1 protein-coding gene is annotated in these 272 nt (G+C 63.6%); it reads right to left on the minus strand.

Going from position 1 to position 272, the window contains the following annotated elements; all coding sequences use genetic code 11:
- Positions 1-272 (minus strand): histidine phosphatase family protein (locus CH341_RS32540; protein ID WP_146604774.1); only part of this gene is annotated, 272 nt, incomplete at both ends.

Genomic DNA, 272 nt, shown 5'->3' on the forward strand with positions numbered 1-272 from the left:
CTGGCGCGTCTTGAACCATTCGCCGAACCGCTCAGCGAGCATGGCGTAGCTCTCGCCCTCCGGAGGCACGTAATTCCATTTGTCGCGCTTGCGCGTCGCGACGGCTTCCGGATCCGCCTCGCGAAGCTCTTTGAGCGTGCGCGCCTCCCATGCCCCGAAGCAGACTTCCTTGAGCGGATCGTGCGTCACGAAAGGCTGGTCGGGCCTGCCGGCATTTTCCAGAATGATGCGCATCGTTTCCTGTGCGCGACCGAGAGGCGAGGCGACGAACT

The organism is Rhodoplanes roseus (assembly GCF_003258865.1).
GTDB classification, from domain to species: domain Bacteria; phylum Pseudomonadota; class Alphaproteobacteria; order Rhizobiales; family Xanthobacteraceae; genus Rhodoplanes; species Rhodoplanes roseus.